The organism is Streptomyces sp. 7N604, assembly GCF_052245475.1.
GTDB lineage: Bacteria > Actinomycetota > Actinomycetes > Streptomycetales > Streptomycetaceae > Streptomyces.
On the sequence record NZ_JBQQBX010000009.1, the window covers coordinates 212,040 to 232,564 of the forward strand.

Here is a 20,525-nt window from a genome sequence, read left to right on the forward strand (position 1 = left end):
GGCCGTGCACTCGGGGTCGGCCGCAAGGCCCACGGATGGCACGCAGTGCCGCGCGTGCGGCCCCATCCTGCTCCTCTTCGCCTCTTTTAGGAAACGCGTGTGACCCGGGTACCCATCCCGGCGGCCCCGCTGAGCCGGTGATCCAGGGCCGTGCAGCGCCTGCCCGCCGAGACCGTGCGCACCGCCTGCCCCAGCGCCCTGCGCGATCCAACCAGCACGACCAGGCGTTTCGCCCGCGTCACCGCCGTATAGAGCAAGTTGCGCTGAAGCATCATCCAGGCACCGGTGGTGACGGGGATCACCACGGCCGGATATTCGCTGCCCTGCGACCGGTGAATCGTCACGGCGTACGCATGGGCGAGCTCGTCCAGTTCGTCGAAGTCGTACGGCACCTCCTCGTCCTCGTCGGTCAGGACGGTCAGCCGCTGGTCCACGGTGTTCAGGGAGGTCACGACGCCGACGGTGCCGTTGAAGACGCCGTTGGCCCCCTTCTCGTAGTTGTTCCGGATCTGGGTGACCTTGTCGCCGACGCGGAAGACGCGGCCGCCGAAGCGGCGCTCCGGCAGGTCGGGGCGGGCGGGTGTGACGGCCTCCTGGAGCAGCCCGTTGAGCGTCCCGGCCCCGGCGGGCCCGCGGTGCATGGGGGTGAGGACCTGCACGTCCCGGCGCGGGTCGAGACCGAACTTCGCCGGGATGCGGCGGGCCACCACATCGACCGTCAGCCGCCCCGCCTCCTCCGTGTCGTCCTCGGCGAACAGGAAGAAGTCCGGCAGTCCGTGAGTGATGGGCGGCGCCCCGGAGTTGATGCGGTGAGCGTTCGTCACCACGCCCGACTGCTGGGCCTGGCGGAAGATCCGGGTCAGCCGGACGGCGGGCACCGGGCTGTCCGGCGCCAGCAGGTCCCGCAGCACCTCCCCCGCGCCCACGGACGGGAGTTGGTCCACATCCCCCACCATCAGCAGATGCGCCCCCGGCGGCACGGCCTTCACCAGTTTGTTCGCCAGCAGCAGGTCCAGCATCGAGGCCTCGTCGACCACCACCAGGTCGGCGTCCAGCGGCCGGTCCTTGTCGTAGGCCGCGTCGCCGCCGGGCCTGAGCTCCAGCAGCCGGTGGACGGTGGAGGCCTCGGCTCCGGTCAGCTCGGACAGCCGCTTGGCCGCCCGGCCGGTCGGGGCCGCCAGGACCACCCTGGCCTTCTTGGCCCGCGCGAGCTCGACCACGGACCGTACGGTGAACGACTTGCCGCAGCCCGGGCCGCCCGTCAGCACCGCGACCTTCCTGCTCAGGGCCAGCTTGACGGCCTCCTGCTGCTCCGGCGCCAGGTCCGCGCCCGTACGGTCCGCCAGCCACGCCAGGGCCTTGTCCCAGTCCACTCCCCGGAAGGCGGGCAGCCGGTCCTCCTCGGTGCGCAGCAACCGCAGCAGCTGCCCCGCGAGGGAGATCTCGGCGCGATGGAACGGGACCAGATAGACCGCGGTGACCGGCTCTCCGTGCTCCCCTCCGGGGACGGTCTCGCGGACCACGCCCTCATCCTCCGCGGCCAGTTCACCCAGGCAGTCGATGACGAGCCCGGTGTCGACCTGGAGCAGCTTCACCGCGTCCGCGATGAGCTGCTCCTCGGGCAGATAGCAGTGGCCCTGGTCGGCCGACTGCGAAAGGGCGTACTGCAGGCCCGCCTTGACCCGGTCGGGGCTGTCGTGCGGGATGCCGACGGCCTGCGCGATGCGGTCGGCGGTCAGGAAGCCGATCCCCCAGACGTCGGCCGCCAGCCGGTACGGCTCGTTCTTCACCACTGAGATCGAGGCGTCGCCGTAACTCTTGTAGATCCGGACGGCGATGGAGGTGGAGACGCCGACGCCCTGGAGGAAGACCATCACCTCCTTGATGGCCCGCTGCTCCTCCCAGGCCGCGCCGATCAGCTTCGTACGCTTCGGGCCCAGGCCCGGGACCTCGATGAGCCGCTTGGGCTCCTCCTCGATGACGTCGAGCGTGTCGATGCCGAAGTGTTCGACGATCCGCTCGGCGATCCGCGGCCCGATGCCCTTGATCAGTCCGGAGCCGAGATAGCGCCGGATTCCCTGGACCGTGGCGGGCAGCACCGTCGTGTAGTTCTCGACCGTGAACTGGCGGCCGTACTGCGGGTGGGAGCCCCAGCGGCCCTCCATGCGCAGCGACTCGCCCGGCTGCGCGCCGAGCAGCGAGCCGACCACGGTCAGCAGGTCGCCGCCGCCCCGGCCCGTGTCGACCCGGGCGACCGTGTAGCCGTTCTCCTCATTGGCATAGGTGATCCGCTCCAGGACCCCTTCGACCACGGCAAGCTGCACCATGCCCCGACGTTATCGCCGCAGACCGACAGCGCGGTCGGCCTGTGGATAACCTGCCCCGCGGATCAGACGAATCCGGCGGGCAGGCGGCGGATCAAGCGGGCAGGCGATCAGAGAGAGGGCTCAGCGCATGGACACATACGACCTGCTGGTCGTGGGCTCGGCCAACGCCGACCTGGTGATCGGTGTCGACCGCCGCCCCGCGGCCGGCGAAACCGTCCTCGGCTCGGACCTGGCCGTCCACCCGGGCGGCAAGGGCGCCAACCAGGCCGTCGCCGCCGCCCGCCTCGGCGCCCGTACGGCGCTCCTCGCGCGCGTGGGCGACGACGCCCACGGCCGTCTGCTGCTGGAGTCGCTGCGCGCGGCGGGCGTCGGCACGGCGGCCGTGCTGACCGGCGGGGCCCCCACCGGCGTCGCCCTCATCACGGTGGATCCCGCCGGTGACAACAGCATCGTGGTCTCCCCCGGCGCCAACGCCCGCCTCACGCCCGGCGACGTGACGGACGCGGGTGCGCTGCTCGCCGCCGCCCGCGTGGTCTCCCTCCAGCTGGAGATCCCGCCGGCGACGGTGGCGGCGGCCGTACGGGCGGCCGTGGCGGCGGGCACCCGGGTGGTCCTCAACCCCTCGCCGCCCGCACCGCTGCCCGCCGCAGTCCTGGCCGCCTGCGACCCCCTGGTGGCCAACGAACACGAGGCCCGCTTCCTGTTGCGCGGCCACCCGGCCGCCGCCGCGTCCGAGCCCGAGGCCTGGGCGTCCGCGCTGCTGGAGCGCGGGCCCCGCTCCGTGGTCGTGACCCTGGGCGCCGGGGGAGCACTCGTGGCCGGCCGCGACGGGGAGGCCCTGCGGGTGCCGAGCCCGCCGGTGGAGGCCGTGGACACCACGGGCGCGGGCGACGCCTTCACCGGGGCGCTGGCCTGGCGGCTCGCGGCCGGTGACGACCTGGAGGAAGCCGTACGGTTCGCCGTACGGGTCGGGGCCGCGGCGGTGACGCGGGCCGGGGCGCAGGAGTCCTTCCCCGCGGCGGAGGAGGTCCCCGCACCGTGAGCGGACGCCGGGCGGGCACAACCGAGGGGGCCCGGCCCCCTGGCCGGGCCCCCTCGCGGGTCCCCCCACCCCAAGCCTCCCGGAATCCCCCCTCGGGCCCTCCACAGGAAGCTTGACGCCCTGTACGACCCGCGAAGGTCCGGAAGGGTTGCACGGATTCCGGCAGTTACTGTTCCGTTACTCGACGTGCCGACGTCACACCCGCGCCGTAGCGTTTGACCCATGAGGGACGAATCTCTGCTGAGGGATGTGCTGGCCGAGCTCGGCGACGACCGCATCCAGGAGCTCGCGGGGGAGCTCGGCACCGACGCCGACGGTGCCCGCGGGGTCGTCGAGGCCACCGTCTCCGTCGTCCCCGGCACGATCGGCGAGGGCACGCTGGCCGGTGTCCTCGACCGGATCACCGCCCCCACCGCCGAGGCCGTGGCAGCGCGGACCGGGCTGCCGCTCGACTCCGTCACCCGGGCGCTCGAGCTCCTGCTCCCGGTCGTGCTGTCGGTCGTCGCCGAGCGCCGCCGGGCCCGTAACTGATCGACAGAAACCCGGCGCCCTTGGCCGCCTCGCCCCCGGCCGCCGCGCCCTCCGGCTAGAGCACGTGCGTCACGTAGCGCTCCGCGATCTCCGCCAGCACCTCGGCCCCGTCGCGCGCCCAGAGCCCCGGGCTGAAGATCTCGACCTCGGCCGGCCCGCCGTAGCCCGCCGCCTCGACCCGCTCCCGGAACCAGCGCAGATCCACGCAGCCGTCCCCCAGCTGCCCGCGCCCCAGCAGCACGCCCTCCGGCAGCGGCGTCACCCAGTCGGCGAGCTGGAAAGCCGCGATACGGCCGCCGCGTCCCGCGCGTTCGATCTGCGCGGCCACCGTGTCGTCCCACCACAGGTGATAGGTATCCACGACCACGCCCACCTGACCCGCGGGAAAGCGCTCGGCCAGGTCGAGCGCCTGCGCGAGGGTCGAGACCACGCAGCGGTCCGCGGCGTACATCGGGTGCAGCGGCTCGATCGCCAGCCGTACGCCCCGCTCGGCGGCGTAGGGCGCCAACTCCACCAGCGCGTCCGCGATCCGCTCCCGGGCCCCCGCCAGGTCGCGGCTCCCCTCCGGGAGCCCGCCCGAGACCAGGACCAGCGTCTCCGTGCCGAGCACCGCGGCCTCGTCGACGGCCGCCCGGTTGTCCTCGAGCGCGGCCGCCCGCCCGGCCGGGTCGGCCGCGGTGAAGAAGCCGCCGCGGCACAGGCTCGTGACCGCCAGGCCCGCGTCCCGTACGAGCCGGGCCGCGCGCCCCGGCCCGTACTCCTGGACCGGCGCGCGCCACAGCCCGACGCCCGGCACGCCCGCGTGGGCGCATCCTTCGACGAGTTCGGGCAGGGACCACTGCCTGATGGTCTCCTGATTGAGGCTCAGCCTCGCCAGACCACCCGCCTTCACCGGAGTCACTGAAGCACCCCCTGGAGGCCGAGCAGGGACTTCATCCGGGCCTCGGCCAGCGCCGGGTCGGGGAACAGGCCGAGCCCGTCGGCCAGTTCGTACGCCCGCGCCAGGTGGGGCAGCGACCGGGCGGACTGGAGGCCGCCCACCATCGTGAAGTGCGACTGGTGCCCCGACAGCCAGGCCAGCAGGACGACACCTGTCTTATAGAAGCGGGTCGGGGCCTGGAAGAGGTGCCGGGACAGCTCGACCGTGGGGTCGAGGAGCTCGCGGAAGCCCTGGGTGTCGCCGGTGTCGAGGACGCGTACGGCCTCGGCGGCCAGCGGGCCGATCGGGTCGAAGATGCCGAGCAGGGCGTGGCTGAAACCGTGCTCGTCGCCCTCGATCAGCTCGGGGTAGTGGAAGTCGTCGCCGGTGTAGCAGCGCACGCCGTCCGGGAGGCGGCGGCGAAGGCGGGTCTCCCGCCGGGCGTCGAGCAGGGAGACCTTGACGCCGTCCACCTTGTCGGGGTGCGCGGCGATGACCTCCAGGAGGGCAGCGGCCGCGGCGTCGAGGTCCTCGCTGCCCCAGTAGCCGGTGAGGGCCGGGTCGAACGTCGGGCCGAGCCAGTGGAGGATCACGGGCGCGGCGGCCTGGCGCAGCAGATGGCCGTAGACCTCGAGGTAGTCCTCGGGGCCCCGGGCGGTGGCGGCGAGCGCGCGGGAAGCCATCAGGATGGCCTGCGCACCGGCGTCCTCGATGAGCGCGAGCTGCTCCTCGTACGCCGCCCGTACCTCGGCCAGGCCCGCGGCGGGTGCGGCGAGTTGGTCGGTCCCGGCCCCGCAGGCGATACGGCCGCCGACGGCCCTCGCCTCGGCCGCCGAGCGGCGGATCAACTCGGCGGCGGCGGCCCAGTCCAGGCCCATGCCGCGCTGGGCGGTGTCCATCGCCTCGGCGACACCGAGCCCGTGGGACCACAGGTGGTGGCGGAAGGCGAACGTGGCGTCCCAGTCGAGGGCGGCGGGCCCGTCGGGTGTGGTGTCGGCGAGGGGGTCGGCGACGACGTGCGCGGCGGAGAAGACCGTACGGGAGGCCGGTGCGCTCTGCGGGCGGGCGGCCGGGACGGCACGGGCGTACGGTGCGGGCTCGCGCCGCGGTTCGTAGATGCGCAACGCGCCGCGGGCGCCGGGGAGTCGGATCGTCACGGCTTCAGCTCCGGTACGTCCAGGCGGCGCCCCTCCGCCGCGGATCTGAGGCCGAGCTCCGCGAGTTGCACCCCGCGGGCGCCCGCGAGCAGGTCCTGGCTCCACGGCTCGTCGAGCGCCACGTGCCGCAGGAACAGCTCCCACTGCGCTTTGAAGGCGTTGTCGAAGTCGGCGTTGTCGGGGACCTCCTGCCACTGCTCGCGGAAGCGCTCGGCGGCCGGGAGGTCGGGGTTCCAGACGGGCTTGGGGGTCGTGCAGCGGTGCTGTACGCGGCAGTTGCGGAGACCGGCGACCGCGGAGCCCTCCGTGCCGTCGACCTGGAACTCCACCAGCTCGTCGCGGTTGACCCGGACCGTCCAGGAGGAGTTGATCTGGGCGACCGCCCCGCCGTCGAGCTGGAATATCGCGTACGCCGCGTCGTCGGCCGTCGCGTCGTAGAGCCTGCCCTCCTCGTCCCGGCGGGCCGGGATGTGGGTGGTGACGTGCGCCTGCACGGTCCTTATGGCGCCGACCAGGCCGTGCAGGACGTACTCCCAGTGCGGGAACATGTCCCTGACGATGCCGCCGCCGTCCTCGGCCCGGTAATTCCAGGAGGGCCGCTGGGCCTCCTGCCAGCCGCCTTCGAAGACCCAGTAGCCGAACTCGCCGCGCACCGACAGGATCCGGCCGAAGAAGCCGCCGTCGATCAGCCGCTTCAGCTTGAGCGGGCCGGGGAGGAAGAGCTTGTCCTGGACGACGCCGTGCTTGATCCCGGCGCGTTCGGCGAGCCGGGCGAGCTCGAGCGCGCCGTCGAGGCCGGTGGCCGTCGGCTTCTCGCAGTAGACGTGCTTGCCCGCGGCGATCGCTCTCTTCACTGCCGTCTCGCGGGCGGAGGTGACCTGGGCGTCGAAGTAGATGTCGATGGCCGGGTCGGCGAGCACGGCGTCGAGGTCGGTGGTCCAGTGCTCCAGGCAGTGGCGCTCTGCGAGGTCTTTGAGGACGTGCGCGCGGCGCCCGATGAGAACCGGCTCGGGCCACAGCACGACGCCGCCGCCCAGATCCAGGCCGCCCTGCTCGCGGATGGCGAGGATCGAGCGTACGAGGTGCTGCCGGTGGCCCATCCGACCGGTCACGCCGTTCATGGCGATCCGCACGGTCTTACGTCTCACGTGGGTGCTCCCCCTCTGGTGTGGCGGGCGTGCGCGGAGGTCGGGCGTCGGGCAGCGCACGGCACAGCAAGCGCTTTCCATCGGAAAGCTAGCCTGCGGAGCTGTTGCGCTTCAAGAGGAGGGGGTGCGCGGGCAGTTGTCCCAAGGGGTGGCCGACTGAGCCTCACCGAGCCCTCCGGCGGAACCCGACCCGCTCCGGCCGTGGGCCCCGGCAGGGACCCGGCGGCCGCGGCCCGGGCGGGTCCTATCAACGACACGAACTCCCCATCGTCACGGCCGTTGTGAGCGCAACAAATGTGGAGGTGTCCCTTTCGATTTCGTCGCTGCCCGCCCGCAGCACCGAGACCCCCATGTACCGCGGTACCTCCGGTCTCGTCGCCGGCCAGCACCTGGAAAGCGCTGACAGCCGGGCGACAGCGGCGCGCGGGCTCATGGGGATCGAGAGGCGGGTGGGCCCAGCGGTCCGGGTGCGGGTATGGGTGGGCCAGGGGCATGGGATACGTTGCTTCGACGGCGATGGAAAGCGCTTGTTCAGGAGAAGCTCCAGAGACGACTCACATGTCTGGACAAGGGGGCGTGCAGTAGGAAGCGCAACCCCTCCACCACTTGTCACACGAAGTGAGAGCATGTGTCCGGGCAGTCGAAGCGCTTGAAAACAGGGGGCCTTCGCGCACGACCGTCCGCACCACTCACGGCACTCACCAGGCGGAGGAAGAGATGGCAGTGACCCTGGCGGATGTGGCGGCCCGCGCCCAGGTCTCGTCGGCCACGGTCTCCCGCGTGCTCAGTGGCAACTACCCCGTCTCGGAGGCGACCAGGGCCCGCGTGCTGCGGGCGGTCGACGAGCTGGACTACGTGCTGAACGGCCCCGCGAGCGCGCTCGCCGCCGCCACATCCGACCTGGTCGGCATCCTCGTCAACGACATCGCCGACCCCTTCTTCGGCATCATCGCCGGCGCCGTCCAGTCCGAGATCGGCGGCGGGCGGCCCAACGGCAGGGGCGGCGAGAAGCTGGCCGTGGTGTGCAACACCGGCGGCTCGCCCAAGCGCGAACTCACCTATCTCACCCTGCTCCAGCGGCAGCGCGCCGCCGCGGTCGTGCTGACCGGCGGCGCGGTCGAGGACCCGGAGCACGCCGCGGCCGTGACGGCGAAGCTCGGCCGGCTCTCGGCGGCGGGGACGCGGGTCGTCCTCTGCGGCCGCCCGCCGCTGACGACTGCCCCCGGCGCCGACGGCGAGGCGCCGCCCGCCGCCGTCACGCTCGCCTTCGACAACCAGGGCGGCGCCCAGCGCCTGACCGAGCACCTGCTCGCGCTGGGCCACCGCCGGATCGGCTACATCGCGGGCCCCGCCAACCGCACCACGACGCGGTACCGCCTCGAGGGCCACCTCGCCGCCCTCGCCGCGGCCGGGCTCGCCGAGGGCGCGGACCGGCTGACCGTTCACGGCTTGTACGACCGCGCCTCCGGCTACGACGCGGCCCTCGAACTCCTGCGCCGCAGCCCGGACCTGACCGCGATCGCGGCCGCCAACGACTCGATCGCGCTGGGCGTCTGCGCGGCCCTGCGCGACCGCGGCCTGCGCATACCGGAGGACGTCTCGGTCACCGGCTTCGACGACCTGCCCTTCAGCGTGGACGCGGTACCCGCGCTCACGACCGTACGGCTGCCGCTGCACGAGGCGGGGGCCAGGGCGGGACGGCTGGCGATGGGCCGCGAGACCCCGCCGCCGGGGGGCGTGGCGACGATCCGCGCCGACCTGATGGCCCGCGCGTCCACGGCTCCGCCGCCGTCGGCCGCATAGTGCTGTGACCGCGTAGCACCCCCTTTGAGCAGAGGCTACGCTCGCGCCGTGACCGCGACATGGGAGCCCACGACGCCGGGTGTGCTGCGTCTGCCGTCGGGCCGGCTCATCCGCGGCCGGGGACTGCGACACCCGCTCCCGCAGGGCCCGCAGCCCGCCTTCGCGCTCTATCTGCTGGGCCGTCGGCCACCGCCCGTAACCTGGGAAAACCGATGGCTTCGTTGGCCCGACTTCTGGCTCCCCTCCGACCGCCCCGCAGCCGCCGACGCGCTGCGCGAGGCATGGGTACGTGCTGAAGCCGAGCGCGTAGAGATCGCCTGCTCCGGGGGACACGGACGCACCGGCACTGCGCTGGCCTGCCTCGCTGTGCTCGACGGGGTGCCCAGCCACCAGGCGGTCGCCTACGTCCGGGAGCACTACGCTCCACGCGCCGTTGAGACACCCTGGCAGCGCCGTTTCGTCTCCCGCTTCCCGTAGCGGCTGTCCAACGCGCCCCGCGGGAGCGGCTGTTCCGCGGTGACTAGGATCTGCGGACCATGGACATAGCGGTGTACCTCCTCATCCCCCTCGTCGGACTGCTGGGCGCTGCCCTGGAGCGCAAGCTCGACCGGATCGACCGCAGAATCGCCCGCGTGGAGCGCGACGTTGATCTGGTCCTCGGCCACCTGGGCATCCGCGAGGCCGACCCCGCACTGGACCGGGTCGGTGCGCTGGTCCAGGAGGGGAAGAAGATCGAAGCCATCAAGGTCTACCGCGAGGTCACGGGTGCCGGCCTGAAGGAGGCCAAGGACGCGGTCGACCGCATGCCGGGCCCACGCTGATCCTGCGGCCGGGCTGCCCCGGAACCCCGGGGTCACCACCCCCTTCCCCAAATGCTTGACCGAGAGCAACTATTGGGTCGACCAGTCCGTGAAGGGGGGTGCCCGTATGAGCCCGATCAACGATCTCGACTCCGCCGTGGCAGAAGTCCGCGAGTTCAACCGCGTCTACACCCGGCTCATCGGCGCTCTCGACTATCCGGAGAAGCTGCGCACCCCTTACTCCCTGAGCGAGGCCCGGGTCCTCTACGAGCTCGCCCGGAGCGGCCTCACGCGCGTCCAGCGCCTGCGCGAGGAACTGGGTCTCGCACCCTCGCATCTGAGCCGGATGCTCGGCCGCTTCGAGGAGCAGGGGCTGATCGCCCGGGAACGGTACGCGGAGGACGCGCGCCACCAGCAGGTCCGGCTCACGGAGTCCGGGCGGGCTGCGGCTGCTGAGCTGGACGAACGGTCCAGGGAGGCCGTCGCCGAGCTGTTGCTCGGCTGCAACGGCACGCAGGTCCGGGAGCTGACCCGGGCCCTGCGCACCGTGCGCTCCACGCTCACCGAGCCGGCGGCCGGCAGGGGGGAGGTGCGGCTGCGGGAGCCGGGGCCCGGGGATCTCGGGTGGATCGTGCAGGCGCATGGCGCGCTGTACGCCGCCGAGTACGGGTGGGACGTACGGTTCGAGGCGCTCGTGGCCCGCATCGTCGCCGACTTCGCCGAGGACCACGACCCGCTGCTGGAGCGGGTGTGGATCGCCGAGCTGGGCGGAAGGGCGGTCGGCTCCGTCATGTGCGTACGGGACGCGGCGCCCGGCGCCGCCCGGCTGCGGCTGCTGCTCGTGGACCCCGCCGCGCGCGGATACGGGATCGGGGACCGGCTCGTCCGGGCCTGCATCCGCTTCGCCCGCGAGGCGGGGTACCGCGAGCTGGTCCTGTGGACCAACGACGTCCTCACCGCGGCCCGGAAGATCTACGTCCGGGCGGGCTTCCAGCTCATCGCCGAGAAGCCGCACCACAGCTACGGCGCCGATCTCGTGGGCCAGGACTGGCGCCTGGACCTCCACGAACCGGACCCCAAGGGCCCCGCTCACTCGTAGCCGTGGTCACTCGTCGCCCCGATGACGTGCCGCCCTGATCACTTACCGCCGTGATCACATGTCCCGGTAGCGCTTGGCCTCCGCGAGCTGCTGCCGGAGTTCCGGTGCGGTGAGGCGCTTGACGTAGCCCGGGGTGTCGCGCTGGATGCGCCAGCCCTCCGCGAGCGGACCGATGTCGACCGGGTCGAAGCCGAACGAGTCGATCAGGTCGGCGACCACCTTGCGCGCCTCCGGATCGTCGCCAGCGACGATCAGAGCGCGCCGCTTGTCCGCGCCGGCCGGCTGGGCGTCGGCCGTCAGGTCGGCGGCCATGATGTGGTTGAACCCCTTGACGACGCGGGACTCCGGCAGGTGTGCCTGGAGCAGCTCCGCCGTCGTGGTGGACTCGTCGTCGAGCTCGGGGATCTGCCCGTCGCGCTGCGGGTAGTAGTTGTTGGCGTCGATCACGACCTTGCCGGCGAGCGGCTCGACCGGGACCTGGGCGTAGTTCTTGAGCGGGATGGCAACGAGGACGATCTCGCCCGCCTCCGCGGCCTCCCGCGCCGTCGCTCCGGTGAGCTTGTCGCCGAGTTCGGCGAACAGCTGCCGCGGCAGCGTCTCCGGGCCCCGGGAGTTGCTGATGACGACGTCGTGGCCTTGTGCGACGGCGAGCCGCGCGATCTGGCTGCCGATGTTGCCCGCGCCGATGATGCCAATCTTCATCTTCTGCCTCCTTGGTCCCAAGCCAAGCACTTTCCGACAGAAAGCACAACGCGAGAGTTAGCGCTAACTAATGGATAGCACTGTGGAAGCGTATGCTCAGCGCATGAATGACCCCGAGTTCGACGTCTTCGAGCGCGCATGTCCCTCGCGCTCCACGCTCGAGCACGTCACCGGCCGCTGGGGGAGCCTCACCCTCGGCGCCCTCAGCGAGTCCCCGTGCCGCTTCAACGAGCTGCGCCGCCGCGTCGACGGCGTCAGCGAGAAGATGCTGTCCCAGACCCTCCATGCGCTCGAGCGCGACGGACTCGTGCACCGCGACGCGCAGCCGACCAATCCGCCGCGCGTCGACTACAGCCTCACCCCGCTCGGGCGCAGGACCGCCGAGCGGCTGCTCGGACTGATCGAGCTCGTCGAGTCGCACATGCCGGAAGTACTGGCGGCCCAGCGGCGTTACGACGCCGAGCGGGCCCGGAGCACCGAGCGGGCCGAGAGCGGCAAGCGCTGACCTCGGGCGGCGCGGGCGACGGGCCTCGAGCTGCCGGTGAGCTCCCGGTGAGCTCCCGGACCCCGCCCCGCCCCGGCCCGCCGTGGCCTGTTCAAGCCGCCCGGATGCGCGGGGGGCGGCCGCCCGGCAGGGTTGACCGTAGGGTGGGCGCTGCATACGTCCGCTGGCATCCGTCCGCCCGTAGCAACTGCTTGCCGGAGCCCACCCAGGAGCAGCCGTGAAACTCGCCTTCTCGACCCTCGGAGTGCCCGGTATGCCGGTCGCGGACGTCGTGCGGCTGGCCTCCGGCAGCGGCTTCCACGGGGTGGAGTTGCGGGCCCACCCCGAGGAGCCCGTGCACCCGGGCATCGGGCTCTCGGAACGCGTCGATGTCGTCGAGCAGTTCAAGGCGGCCGGGGTGGAGATCCTCACCGTCGCGGGCTACGCGCGCGTGGCCGCGCCCGGCGACGACGAGCCCGTGATCGACGAGCTCTCCGAACTGGTCGCGCTCGCCCGCGACCTGGGCGCCCCGTACGTCCGGGTCTTCCCCGGCGGCGGTGACCAGCCCGTGGAGGAGGCGGACGCGATCGCCGCCCGCCGCCTCGCGGCGGCGGCCCCGCACGCCGCCGACCTCGGCGTCCGGCTCCTGCTCGAGACCCATGACTCGCACTGCCGCGGCGTGGACGCGGCCCGCATCCTGGGCCTGGTGGGCCACCGCAGCGTCGGCGCGATCTGGGACGTGATGCACCCCTGGCGCGGCGGCGAGGAACCGGCCGCCACCTTCGCCGTACTGGCCCCGCACCTCGGCTATGTGCAGGTCAAGGACATCGCCACCGCGGACGACACGGCCCCGCTGCCGCTCGGCGCGGGCGTGCTGCCGCTGGCCGAGACCATCGAGCTGCTCAGCCGCGCGGGCTGGGACGGCTGGCTGTGCTGGGAGTACGAGAAGCGCTGGTACCCGCAGGCGGCGGAGCTTCCGCCGCTGCTGGAACCGGCCCGCGACCATCTGTCGTGGCTGCTCGCCCAGTCCGCCTGAGCCCAGAGCGCGTGAGCCCGCTCCGCCCGAAGGTCCCCGTCCCCGCGAAAGACGTGACGGCGACCCCGCCGACCAGCAGCGCCGCCGCACACCACCGCAGTGGGCTGATCCCCTCCCCGAGCAGCAGCGCCGCCGAGGACATCCCGAAGACCGGCACCAGCAGCGAGTAGGGCGCGACCGACGACGCGGGATACGTACGGAGCAGAAACCCCCACGCCCCGAAGCCGAAGACGGTGGTGACCCAGGCGACGTACACGATGGTCCCCGCGCCGCTCCAGTCGAGCGAGCGCAGCGCCTCCAGGTCGGCGTCCGGGCCTTCCAGGAGCAGGGAGAGGCCGAGCAGCGGGAGTACGGGGACGAGGCTGACCCAGACCATGAAGGCGAGGGCGTCGGGCGGGGCGGCCATGCGGGTGAGGACGTTGGACACGCCCCAGAAGAACGCGGCCGCGACGAGCAGCACGAAGCCGAGCATCGGGCCCGACGTGCCCTCGTCGACAGCGGCGACCGCGATGCCCGCGAGCGCCACCCCCATGCCCAGCACGCGCGTACGGCCCGGCCGTTCGCCCAGCACCACGGCCGCGACGACCGCCGTGAACACCGCCTGGATCTGCAGCACGAGCGAGGAGAGCCCGGCGGGCATGCCCAGGTGCATGCCGGTGAAGAGCAGCCCGAACTTGACGACGCCGAGCACCACACCGACCGCGACGAGCCAGCGCCACGCGACCGGCGGCCGCCGTACGAAGAGGACGGCGGGCAGCGCGGCCACCAGGAAGCGCAGCGCGGAGAACAGCAGGGGCGGGAAGTGGTCGAGCCCGATCTCGATGACGACGAAGTTCACTCCCCAGACGGCGGCGACGAGGACGGCCAGGGCGATGTGTGCAGGACGCATGGACCGAGGATGGCCGCCGGTGACTGTGAAGCACCAGCGCGGAACTCTTCATGATTGGATGCAGTAATGCTGAAGTGAGCGGGGAGAAGGAGGGGGACCGATGCTGGATCTGTCCCGGCTGCGGGCGCTGCACGCGGTGTCCGTGCACGGCTCGGTGGGCGCCGCGGCGGTCGCCCTCGGCTACACGCCCTCGGCCGTGTCCCAGCAGATCGCGAAACTGGAGCGGGAGACCCGTACGACGCTGCTCGAGCGGCAGGGCCGCGGGGTCGTCCTGACCGACGCGGCCCAGCAGTTGGCCGCCACCGCCGAGCAGTTGCTGGCCATCGTGGAGCGGGCCGAGACGACGCTGGAGGAGCGCCGGGGGCAGCCCTCGGGACGGCTGCTGGTGGCGGCGTTCGCCACGGCGGCGCGCGGTCTGCTGCCCGGTGTGCTGGCCGAACTCGCCGAGTGCCACCCATCGTTGGACACCCGACTCACGGAGATTGACCCGCACATGACACCGGGGCTCGTGGCCCAGGGCGTGATCGACCTGGCCGTGACGCACGACTGGGACATCTCGCCGCTGCCCGCGCCCGAGGGGGTCGAGCGGGCGGTGATCGGTGACGACCCGTCGGACGTGGTCGTACCGGCAGGGCACCCGCTGGCGCGGCGCGCGAAGCTCACGCGTGAGGACCTGGCGGGGCAGCGGTGGATCTGCCAGCCGCCGGGCTCGGTGTGCCACGACTGGCTCGTACGGACGCTGCGCGCCTCCGGGCACGAGCCGGATCTCGCGTACCAGGTGGCCGAGTACTCGACGCAGCTCGCGCTGGTGGCCGCCGGTCTCGGCATCGCGCTGGTGCCGCGCCTCGGCCGCGACCGCCTGCCGGACGGCGCGGTCGCGCTGCCCCTGGACCCTACGCCGGTCCGCCGCCTCTACGCGATGTGGCGTCCGGGCGCGGCCCGCCGCCCGGCCATCAGGGAAGCGGTCCGCGTCCTTCGCGACCACTATCCGCGGCTCGCGGCCTGAGCGGGTACGCCGATCCATCGCGATCCACGCAGCTCACAGCGGTGCGGAGCGGCTGGCGGGAATCCGTTGAACACTGGCAGCAGCGCCACTGCCGCCGTCGCGCGAAGGCCGCTGCGCCACGACGCACCACCACGGCCTGGACCTGCTGGAGCCACCGGGGTGACCGCCGTGGACGCGCGCGTTGTCGACGACGGGGACCTGGTGACCGGGGGCGGGCGTCACATCCGGCCTGGATCTCGGCCTGTACCTGCTGGAGCGGGAACTCGGCCCTCGTTTCGCGCACGCCGTCGAGCAGCTCTTCGCTCACGAACGCCGTGGCACCACCTGGCGCAGCGCCGGACTCGAGCCGGCCGGATTCTGACCCGCCGACTTCTGACCGGCCGGCTTCTGACCTGCGTCGCACCGCGCCGGAGGCGTGGTCGCCAACTCCCCGCCCGGTGCGGGATGTCACGGGGGCCGGCCCCCAGCGCGTCCGCGCAGAGCTGTGCGAACCAGCGCAGCCCGGGTACGGCCGGCAGCCAGCCCAGCACGGCCCACCCGAGGTGCAGATGGCCGAGCATGCGCCCGAGCGCGGCGACGCCCTCGGCCGTGACGGCCCCGTCATCCGTCTCGTACGTCATGCGGCGCAGCGGCCGCGGATGGTGTTCGGCCGGGACGAGTTCCAGCGCGACCGGGCGCCGCCGGGCGACCCAGCGGCCGAACTGGCTGCACGGACCGCAGCTTTCCGCCACGTACAGGCGGGCCGGTGCGGTGCCCGGCCAGGGCCGCAGGCGGGGCAGCCAGGGCCGCACCCCGGCGCGGTAGGCGGTCCACCGCTCCCCGTACGCGGCGCGCAGCCCGGCGCTCTCGTGCCAGTCGGCGAGCCCGGCGCCATAGGCGAAGGCGGCGGCCGCGGCGGCGAGAAGCCGCCAGTCGAGGGCGATCAGGCCGAGCAGCGCGTGGCTGAGCACGATCGACAGTTGCATCGGGTTGCGCACGTACGCGTACGGGCCGCTGGTGACCAGCCGGGCCGGCGGGTCGTACGGGACGGGTGTGCCGCCGCCGCGCTGCACGAACTCCCGCACAGCGACAGCGCCCAGCAGCAGCGGCACCGCCAGGAGCTGGACCGTGACCGCCGCTCCGGCGCGGCCGCCGGGCAGCTCCGGGCGGACGAGGGCGAGCGGCAGCGCGAACATCAGGGCGCCACTGAGCAGCATCTGCATCCCCGCCCGTACGGCGAGCCGCTGCGCCCGCAGCGTCCAGCGGGCGAGCAGCAGCCCCGGCACGAGGACGGCGGCGACGGCGACCGCCTCGCCCGCGAGCCAGCCGCCGCCGAGCCGTACGACGGGCTCGGCGAGCGGCATCGCGGCCAGGTCGAACCACGCGAGGCCCGCGGCGACGAGTGGCAGCGGAAGCCGGTCGGCGCCCGCGAGCACGGGCAGGGCACCCCACAGCAGCGCCCAACCGATCAGCAGGTCGACCGGCAGCCCGGCGGCCGTCCCGCCCTCGGCGGCGAAGGACCACCAACCCACGTGTACCGCAAGGAGGTTGACGGCGGGCAGCCAGACCGCGTTCCAGGCAGTGGCCAGAATCGCGGCGGCCACCGCACGGCGGCCGGGCGGCCGGAGGCCGACGGCCACAGCGGTCGCGACGAGCGGCCCGAACAGGCACGCGCCGCGGACGAGCGCGACCCCCGCTTCGGCCCCGGCCCCGCTCATGACCGGCCCTTCCCCGCTGCCAGGCGCCCCGGCTCTCCGGAGCTGACAGGGTGGGCATGGCCGGTTGACGGGATCACCGCGCGGCTCCCGCGGAGAAGGTGTCCGCCAGATACGCCGCGGCCTGCTCCATGCCGTACCTCTGCAGCGGACCGAAGTACCAGCCCGGGTCATACGTGCGGCGGTAGCGCAGCGTCCAGGTGACCTCCGTGCGCCCCCCGGCCGCGGGCCGCCAGGTCACCTCCGCCGAGCCGAGGTCGAGCCAGCGTGCCAGCGTGGTGTCCCGCTCGATGTCGAAGACGACGCGGCCCGGCGCCCGTTCGGCCACGACCAGCCGCATCATGCGCGGCGTCGGACGCGCCGCGATCCCGAGGGACTTGCGCGGGGTGAAGGTGATGCTGCGGTGGTCGCCGACGTCGAGCCCGGAGCCCTCGGCCTTCCGCGGCCGCGGGAACGGGACCCCGCGCAGGAAGACCGGCTCCGGCGGGGCGAAGCGGGGCGGCGCGGCGAGCGCCACCTCGTACGACGCGGGGCTCGCGGCGACCGAACGGGTCACGGACGCGGCCCCGTCCCGCGGGAGTTCGTACGCTCCCGTCCCCTCCAGTACGAGCACGGCGAGCAGCGGCAGCGCCGCGAAGGCGTGCGCGCGGTTGTCCCTGCGCCCGGCGTAGTCGACGATCAGGCCGATGCCCACGGCCACCAGGTAGAACAGCGGGGCCGCCATGACGAGGCAGACGACCCCTTCGTCGAGCAGCGGCCCGGCGAGCGCGAGCCCGACCGTGACCCCGGCGAGGGCAGTGCCGGTCGCGCTCTTGGGCCGGGCCGTGACGACGACGGCCAGGGCGATGAAGGCCGGCAGGCCGACGTAGAAGAGGGCCGTCTGCTCCAGGCGCCCCGCGTGCAGAACCTTGTAGAGCAGCATCGCCGCGAACAGCACCAGCAGCACACTGCCCAGCAGCCACCGCTCCCGCGATATCCCCGGCCGCCCGCTGTCGTCCTCGTCCATGGATCCCCCCTGCCTTCCCGTTGGTTGATCGGTCTTCATCAGTTTTCATCGATCGGTTTAATCACTCGATTAAACCGTATGATGAAGGCTCGACGGGAGGATGGTCAATGACGGCGGACACCAAGGACCGGCTGATCGAGGCGGCGACAGCGGTCCTGAAGACCCACGGCTACGGCGGCACCAGCGCCCGTACGATCGCCAAGGAGGCGGGGGTCAACTCGGCGCTGGTCTTCTACCACTTCGGCGGGGTCGACCCCTTGCTGCTCGCCGCCCTGGACCAGTCGTCGGCCCAGCGGATGGCCCGGCACAGCGCCACGGTCGCCGGGGTGAAGAGCCTGGAGGAGCTGGCCGAGGCCGCCACCCGCATCTACCGCGACGACCTCGAAGGCGGCCACATCACGCTCTTCTCCGAGCTCGTCGCGGCCGCTGTCGCCAAGCCCGAGCTGCGCGAGCCGGTGTCGCAGCGGGCCGAGCCCTGGCTGGCGTTCATCGAGGAGACGCTGGAGCGGGTGATCGGCGGCACCGCGCTCGCCCGGCTGACCCCGCCCCGCGACCTGGCCAACGCGGCGATCACCTTCTACCTCGGGGTGAACCTCTTCACGGTGCTGGACGCGGACCTGTCGCGTACGGACTCGGTCTTCGCGATGGTGCGGCGCCTTGCCCCGCGCGCCAAGCTGCTGACGATGCGTCTGCCGAGCCGGCGCCGGGCGCCGCGCACGTCCCAGTGAGCCCGCCGGGCGTCCCGGTGAGCCCGCCGGTCGTTCCGGGGGAGCCGCGTACGCCCCAGTGAGCCTGCCTGCGCCTCGGCGTACACCTCGACAGGCGCCCCGCCCGGCGCTTCCCATTGACTGGCACTTACTTTCCGGCTATCCGTGTCTCACCGACAATTCCTGGAAGTTTCCTTCAATCCGCCGCCACGCACCTCCTCCCGGAAGGAGTGCACGTGCACCACGAAGAAACGACCGCTCCGAGACCGCGACCGTCCAGACGGACCGTCCTGGCCGGCGCCACCGCCGTCACCGCGGCGGCCTCCCTCACCGCGGCCGCCACCGCCCCGGCCGCCCACGCCGCAAGTCCCCTCTCCCCCGCGGACCGCGAGCGGCTCCGCAGGCTCATCTCCCGGATGAGCCTCGAGGAGAAGGTCGGCCAGCTCTTCGTCATGCGGGTCTACGGGCACTCCGCCACCGACCCCGACCCGGCCGACGTCGAGGTCAACCGGAAGGAGATGGGCGTCTCCAATGCCGCAGAGCTGATCGCCAAGTACCACGTCGGCGGCATCATCTACTTCTCCTGGGCGCACAACACCCGCAACCCCCACCAGATCGCCGCTCTGTCCAACGGCATCCAGAAGGCCGGGCTCGCCCAGCCCACGCCCGTACCGCTGCTCATCTCCACCGACCAGGAGCACGGGATAGTGGCCCGCGTCGGCGCGCCCGCCACGCTGCTCCCCGGCGCGATGGCCCTGGGCGCGCACGCCTCGCGCGCGGACGCCCGTACGGCCGCGCGCATCGCAGGAGCCGAGCTGGCCGCCCTGGGCATCAAGCAGAACTACGCTCCGGTCGCGGACGTCAATGTGAACCCGGCCAACCCGGTCATCGGCGTGCGGTCCTTCGGCGCCGACCCGGGGGCCGTGGCCAGGCTGGTCGCGGCAGAGGTGGAGGGCTACCAGAGCGCCGGGGTCGTGGCCACCGCCAAGCACTTCCCCGGGCACGGCGACACCGCGACCGACAGCCACTTCGGGCTGCCGCTCATCACCCACAGCGCCGAGGAGTGGGAGCGGCTCGACGCGCCGCCGTTCAAAGCCGCGATCGAGGCCGGTATCGACTCGATCATGACGGCCCACCTGCTGTTCCCCGCCCTCGACCCCGCCGACGACCCGGCGACCCTCTCCCGCCCGATCCTCACCGGCATCCTGCGCGAACGGCTCGGCTACGGCGGCGTGGTGGTCACCGACTCGCTCGGCATGGCGGGCGTACGGCAGAAGTACGGGGACGACCGGGTGCCGGTGCTCGCGCTCAAGGCGGGTGTCGACCAGCTGCTCAACCCGCCGGACCTGCCCGTCGCCTGGAACGCCGTCCTCAAGGCGGTACGGGACGGGGAGATCGCCGAGAAGCGGCTCGACGAGTCGATCCTCCGGGTGCTGGAACTGAAGGCGCGCCGCGGTCTTTTCGGCGACCCGTACGTCAGCGACAAGGACGTGGACCGTGTCGTGGGCACCCGGGCGCACCTGACCGCCGCGGACCGGATCGCCGAGCGCACCACGACGCTGCTGGTCAATCGGGACGGCCTGCTGCCGCTGTCCCGGCGCAGGCACCGGAACATCCTGGTGGCCGGTGTCGACCCGGCCGCGCCGTCGGGCACCGGCGGCCCGCCGACCGCCGTCCTCGCCAGGGCCCTGACCGAGCTGGGCTTCACGGCCACGGCGCTGTCCACCAGCACGGGTTCGCAGCCCAGCCCCACACAGGCGAAGATCGACGAGGCGGTGGCGGCGGCGCGCGGCAAGGACGCGGTCGTGGTGACGACGTACAACGTGTCCGCCACCTCCTCGCAGCGCACTCTCGTCTCGTCACTCGCGGAGACCGGCGTGCCGGTGGTGCACCTCGCGATCCGCAATCCGTACGACATCGCGCGGCTCGGCGACTCCGGGGCCGGAGCGTCGCTGGCGACCTACTCCTGGACGGACGTGGAACTGCGGGCCGCGGCGCGGGTGGTCGCGGGCGGGGCCGAGCCGGTCGGCAGGCTGCCGGTGCCGGTGCCGCGGGCGGACGACCCGGCCCAGGTGCTGTACCCGATGGGGTACGGGCTGTCGTACTGACCGGTGCGGGTGCGCTCCCGCGCGCTCCCGTATGCGGGTGCGGACACCCCGCGTAGAGGACGGCACA

The 20,525-nt window shown here is 73.0% G+C and carries 17 protein-coding genes and 2 pseudogenes; 12 read left to right on the plus strand and 7 right to left on the minus strand.

What is annotated here, in order from left to right:
- Positions 1-86: 86 nt before the first annotated feature.
- The gene (gene recD2, locus ACTWP8_RS12520; protein ID WP_443322208.1) at positions 87-2,327 is read right to left on the minus strand and encodes an SF1B family DNA helicase RecD2; all 2,241 of its coding nucleotides are present in this window, start codon (positions 2,325-2,327) and stop codon (positions 87-89) included.
- 127 nt (positions 2,328-2,454) lie between these two features.
- Between recD2 and rbsK the strand changes: the two genes are divergently transcribed.
- Together rbsK and ACTWP8_RS12530 are read left to right on the plus strand one after the other, a co-directional pair.
- Positions 2,455-3,369 (plus strand): ribokinase, encoded by a 915-nt coding sequence (gene rbsK / locus ACTWP8_RS12525; RefSeq protein WP_443322209.1) that lies wholly within the window; start codon positions 2,455-2,457, stop codon positions 3,367-3,369.
- 222 nt (positions 3,370-3,591) lie between these two features.
- The gene (locus ACTWP8_RS12530) at positions 3,592-3,900 is read left to right on the plus strand and encodes a DUF937 domain-containing protein (RefSeq protein WP_443322210.1); all 309 of its coding nucleotides are present in this window, start codon (positions 3,592-3,594) and stop codon (positions 3,898-3,900) included.
- A 55-nt stretch (positions 3,901-3,955) separates the two neighbouring features.
- On the opposite strand, the gene ACTWP8_RS12535 is transcribed toward ACTWP8_RS12530, so the two are convergent.
- Genes ACTWP8_RS12535 through ACTWP8_RS12545 form a run of 3 tightly spaced genes read right to left on the minus strand, consistent with a single transcriptional unit; the run spans position 3,956 to position 7,124 of the window.
- On the minus strand, positions 3,956-4,801 hold the full coding sequence (locus tag ACTWP8_RS12535) for a sugar phosphate isomerase/epimerase family protein (protein WP_443322211.1): 846 nt from the start codon (positions 4,799-4,801) through the stop codon (positions 3,956-3,958).
- Complete coding sequence (locus tag ACTWP8_RS12540) at positions 4,798-5,976, minus strand: dihydrodipicolinate synthase family protein (protein ID WP_443322212.1); 1,179 nt, start codon at positions 5,974-5,976, stop codon at positions 4,798-4,800. Before ACTWP8_RS12540 ends, ACTWP8_RS12535 begins: the two co-directional genes overlap by 4 nt.
- Entirely contained in the window at positions 5,973-7,124 is a 1,152-nt protein-coding gene (locus tag ACTWP8_RS12545; protein WP_443322213.1) for a Gfo/Idh/MocA family protein, read from the minus strand. The genes ACTWP8_RS12540 and ACTWP8_RS12545 overlap by 4 nt, the downstream gene beginning before the upstream one ends.
- Positions 7,125-7,841: 717 nt before the next feature.
- Here ACTWP8_RS12545 and ACTWP8_RS12550 point away from each other — a divergent pair.
- From ACTWP8_RS12550 to ACTWP8_RS12565, 4 genes are all read left to right on the plus strand, one after another.
- The gene (locus ACTWP8_RS12550) at positions 7,842-8,927 is read left to right on the plus strand and encodes a LacI family DNA-binding transcriptional regulator (RefSeq protein WP_443322214.1); all 1,086 of its coding nucleotides are present in this window, start codon (positions 7,842-7,844) and stop codon (positions 8,925-8,927) included.
- Positions 8,928-8,975: 48 nt separating this feature from the next.
- Entirely contained in the window at positions 8,976-9,404 is a 429-nt protein-coding gene (locus tag ACTWP8_RS12555) for a protein-tyrosine phosphatase family protein (RefSeq protein ID WP_443322215.1), read from the plus strand.
- 59 nt (positions 9,405-9,463) lie between these two features.
- Positions 9,464-9,748, plus strand: coding sequence for a ribosomal protein L7/L12 (locus ACTWP8_RS12560; RefSeq protein WP_443322216.1), 285 nt, complete (start codon positions 9,464-9,466; stop codon positions 9,746-9,748).
- Positions 9,749-9,854: 106 nt separating this feature from the next.
- Positions 9,855-10,826 (plus strand): bifunctional helix-turn-helix transcriptional regulator/GNAT family N-acetyltransferase, encoded by a 972-nt coding sequence (locus tag ACTWP8_RS12565; protein ID WP_443322217.1) that lies wholly within the window; start codon positions 9,855-9,857, stop codon positions 10,824-10,826.
- A 54-nt stretch (positions 10,827-10,880) separates the two neighbouring features.
- On the opposite strand, the gene ACTWP8_RS12570 is transcribed toward ACTWP8_RS12565, so the two are convergent.
- Positions 10,881-11,528 carry an NADPH-dependent F420 reductase gene (locus tag ACTWP8_RS12570; protein ID WP_443322218.1) on the minus strand — a complete coding sequence of 216 codons (648 nt, stop codon included), beginning with the start codon at positions 11,526-11,528 and terminating at the stop codon, positions 10,881-10,883.
- A 70-nt stretch (positions 11,529-11,598) separates the two neighbouring features.
- Here ACTWP8_RS12570 and ACTWP8_RS12575 point away from each other — a divergent pair, with 70 nt between their 5' ends.
- Positions 11,599-12,033, plus strand: coding sequence for a winged helix-turn-helix transcriptional regulator (locus ACTWP8_RS12575; RefSeq protein WP_443322219.1), 435 nt, complete (start codon positions 11,599-11,601; stop codon positions 12,031-12,033).
- A gap of 253 nt (positions 12,034-12,286) precedes the next feature.
- Positions 12,287-12,970, plus strand: a pseudogene (locus ACTWP8_RS12580) (sugar phosphate isomerase/epimerase family protein); the annotation flags it as partial.
- On the opposite strand, the gene ACTWP8_RS12585 reads toward ACTWP8_RS12580, so the two are convergent.
- Complete coding sequence (locus ACTWP8_RS12585; RefSeq protein WP_443322220.1) at positions 12,915-13,937, minus strand: EamA family transporter; 1,023 nt, start codon at positions 13,935-13,937, stop codon at positions 12,915-12,917. The pseudogene ACTWP8_RS12580 and the gene ACTWP8_RS12585 sit on opposite strands and share 56 nt — an antisense overlap.
- Positions 13,938-14,037: 100 nt before the next feature.
- Between ACTWP8_RS12585 and ACTWP8_RS12590 the strand changes: the two genes are divergently transcribed.
- Together ACTWP8_RS12590 and ACTWP8_RS12595 are read left to right on the plus strand one after the other, a co-directional pair.
- Positions 14,038-14,943, plus strand: a complete 906-nt coding sequence (locus ACTWP8_RS12590; protein ID WP_443322221.1) for a LysR family transcriptional regulator — start codon at positions 14,038-14,040, stop codon at positions 14,941-14,943.
- Between the two features lie 103 nt (positions 14,944-15,046).
- A pseudogene (locus ACTWP8_RS12595) lies at positions 15,047-15,304 on the plus strand (DJ-1/PfpI family protein); the annotation flags it as partial.
- Between the two features lie 1,409 nt (positions 15,305-16,713).
- Here ACTWP8_RS12595 and ACTWP8_RS12600 read toward each other — a convergent pair.
- Positions 16,714-17,643 carry a hypothetical protein gene (locus tag ACTWP8_RS12600; RefSeq protein ID WP_443322222.1) on the minus strand — a complete coding sequence of 310 codons (930 nt, stop codon included), beginning with the start codon at positions 17,641-17,643 and terminating at the stop codon, positions 16,714-16,716.
- A gap of 107 nt (positions 17,644-17,750) precedes the next feature.
- On the opposite strand from ACTWP8_RS12600, the gene ACTWP8_RS12605 reads away from it, so the two are divergent.
- Entirely contained in the window at positions 17,751-18,371 is a 621-nt protein-coding gene (locus ACTWP8_RS12605) for a TetR/AcrR family transcriptional regulator (RefSeq protein WP_443322223.1), read from the plus strand.
- A gap of 215 nt (positions 18,372-18,586) precedes the next feature.
- A complete protein-coding gene (locus ACTWP8_RS12610; protein ID WP_443322224.1) occupies positions 18,587-20,458 on the plus strand; it encodes a glycoside hydrolase family 3 protein in 1,872 nt (623 codons plus the stop codon).
- Positions 20,459-20,525: the final 67 nt, after the last annotated feature.